This window comes from Mesorhizobium alhagi CCNWXJ12-2 (assembly GCF_000236565.1).
Lineage (GTDB): Bacteria > Pseudomonadota > Alphaproteobacteria > Rhizobiales > Rhizobiaceae > Allomesorhizobium > Allomesorhizobium alhagi.
This window is the reverse complement of sequence record NZ_AHAM01000234.1, coordinates 1-2,668: the sequence shown is the minus strand read 5'-3', so window position 1 is coordinate 2,668 and position 2,668 is coordinate 1. Positions and strand designations below refer to the sequence as shown.

The 2,668-nt window shown below is 65.6% G+C and carries 3 protein-coding genes; all 3 read right to left on the bottom strand.

From position 1 onward, the window contains the following. Positions 1-9: 9 nt before the first annotated feature. Entirely contained in the window at positions 10-1,080 is a 1,071-nt protein-coding gene (locus MAXJ12_RS25530; protein ID WP_008838962.1) for a tartrate dehydrogenase, read from the bottom strand. A 7-nt stretch (positions 1,081-1,087) separates the two neighbouring features. Continuing rightward, positions 1,088-2,164, bottom strand: a complete 1,077-nt coding sequence (locus tag MAXJ12_RS25525) for a tartrate dehydrogenase (RefSeq protein WP_008838961.1) — start codon at positions 2,162-2,164, stop codon at positions 1,088-1,090. Between the two features lie 14 nt (positions 2,165-2,178). After that, positions 2,179-2,668: tripartite tricarboxylate transporter TctB family protein (locus MAXJ12_RS25520; RefSeq protein ID WP_008838960.1), on the bottom strand; the 490-nt coding region annotated here is incomplete at its 5' end.

The window sequence follows — 2,668 nt, the reverse complement described above, 5'->3', positions numbered from 1 at the left end:
CTTTTCCCTTCAGCGCAATGCGTCGGCAATCGCCTTGCCGCAGGTCACGGTGTCGGCCTTGCCGCCGAGGTCGCGCGTGCGCAGGGCGGGTTCGGCCAGAACCTGTTCGATCGCTTTCAGGATGCCCGCGGCCGCCTCGGGGTGACCGAGATGGTCGAGCATCATCGCCCCCGCCCAGATCTGGCCGACCGGATTGGCGACGCCCTGGCCTGCAATGTCCGGGGCCGAGCCGTGAACCGGCTCGAACAGCGAGGGAAAGGCATGTTCGGGATTGATGTTGCCCGACGGCGCAATGCCGATCGTGCCGGTGCATGCGGGGCCGAGGTCGGACAGGATGTCACCGAACAAGTTGGAGGCCACCACCACGTCGAAACGATCGGGATGCAGCACGAACAGGGCGGTCAGGATGTCGATATGATATTTGTCGACCTGCACGTCCGGATAGGCGGTAGCCATTTCCGCCACGCGCTCGTCCCAATAGGGCATGGTGATGGAGATGCCGTTCGACTTGGTCGCCGAGGTCAGGTGCCGTCCACGTTTCATTGCCAGGTCGAAGGCGTAGCGCAGAATGCGGTCGACGCCGATGCGCGACATCACTGTCTCCTGCATCACGATCTCGCGGTCGGTGCCCGGATACATCTTGCCGCCGATGGAGGAGTATTCGCCTTCGGTGTTCTCCCGCACGATCATCATGTCGATGTCGCCCGGACCCCGTCCGGCGAGCGGGGAGGGCACGCCGGGCATGAGGCGCGCCGGCCGCAGGCTCACATACTGGTCGAATTCGCGCCGGAAAAGGAGCAGCGATCCCCACAGCGAGACGTGATCGGGCACTGTGGCGGGCCAGCCGACCGCGCCGAAGAACAGCGCGTCATGGCCGCCCACCTGCGCCTTCCAGTCGTCGGGCATCATCTGGCCGTGTTTGGCGTAGTAATCGCAGGAGGAGAAGTCGAACTCGTCGAACCGGAAGTCCAGGCCGTAGCGGTGCGCCGAGGCTTCGAGCACGCGGAGGCCTTCGGGCACGACTTCCTTACCGATTCCGTCTCCGGGGATCACGGCGATGCGCATGCTGTTGTCGCTCATATCGTCCTCAATCGTTGCGACCGCGGATGGCGGCGATGACCGCCTCGGTCACGCGGTCGGTGGTGGCCGTTCCCCCGAGATCGGGGGTGTGAAGGTCGGGATTGGCGGTGACGGTCTCGATCGCGTCCATCAGACGACGGGCCGCATCGGGCTCGCCGATATGCTGAAGCAGCATCGATGCGCTCCAGAAGGTTGCAACTGGATTGGCGATGCCCTTGCCGGTGATGTCGAAGGCCGAGCCGTGGATAGGCTCGAACATCGAAGGCGTCCGGCGTTCGGGGTTGAGGTTCGCGGTCGGGGCGATGCCGATGGAACCTGCGAGCGCGGCGGCCAGGTCCGACAGGATGTCGGCGTGCAGGTTGGTCGCCACGATCGTGTCGAGCGAGGACGGGTTCAGCGTCATCCGCACCGTCATGGCGTCGACGAGCATCTTGTCCCAGGTCACGTCCGGGAAATCTGCCGAGACCTCGCGGGCGATCTCGTCCCACATCACCATGCCGTAGCGCTGTGCGTTCGACTTGGTGACCACGGTCAGCAGCTTGCGCGGCCGCGACTGGGCCAGCGTGAAGGCGTGGCGCATGATCCGCTCGACGCCGGTGCGGGTGAAAATCGAGACCTCGGTCGCGACTTCGCCCGGCAGGCCCCTGTGCGAGCGCCCGCCCTGGCCGGCATATTCGCCTTCCGAATTCTCGCGCACGATCACCCAGTCGAGGTCGCCCGGACCGACCCCGCGGAGCGGGCTTTCGATGCCGGGGAGAATACGGGTAGGACGCACATTGGCGTACTGGTCGAGCGGCTGACAGATCGCCAGGCGCAGGCCCCAAAGCGTCAGGTGGTCGGGCACGTCGGGCGCGCCGACCGCGCCGAAGAAGATGGCGTCGAAATCCCGTAGCTGATCGGCGCCGTCCTCAGGCATCAGCGCGCCGGTGCGCTTGTAGCGCTCGCTGCCCCAGTCGAACGTCTCGACATCGAGACGGAAGCCGCCATCGCGCTCGACAAGCGCCTCGAGCACACACAGGCCCGCAGCGACAACCTCGATCCCGATCCCGTCGCCGGGAATCGAGGCAATCCGATAGGTCTTCATCATTGTTCCTTTTCTTACATCAGCATGCCGCGAGGCATCCGGAGGAGAAGCACATCGGCCATCAACCACCAGAACACCGCGACCGTTACGATCGCCACGAGGCCGCGAAGAAGCCAGGTGCGCGCCGGGACGGGGTCGTGCTCGCCGACCGCGGCCATGGCGACAAAAGCCGTAAAGCTCGTGACGATGAAACCTATGACCGGAAGGAGCCAGACCCAGATCGCGAAGATCGCGATCAGGATCATGCGCCGTATGTTCGACACGGGTCCGACCGCAGTCTCGGTCGGGACCGGACGGTTCCGGCCCATCACGCCGAGGACGATCAGCGCGATCGACAGCACCGCCAGGAGCAGTGCGATCGTCTTGGGGAAGACCGACCCCATGGCCGACATGCCCGTGGCGCCCCAATAGGCAAGTCCGGCAATGGCGAGGAAGATCGCAGCCAGCGCCACCGCACCCCAGTCATGGCCACGGACCGCCGCGGGCTCGGCTTCAGGCAGCGGG

What these genes read in the sequence shown, in the direction of transcription:
- MAXJ12_RS25530 (WP_008838962.1), bottom strand. Translation starts at nt 1,080, where the DNA reads ATGAGCGACAACAGCATGCGCATCGCCGTGATCCCCGGAGACGGAATC.
- MAXJ12_RS25525 (WP_008838961.1), bottom strand. Translation starts at nt 2,164, where the DNA reads ATGAAGACCTATCGGATTGCCTCGATTCCCGGCGACGGGATCGGGATC.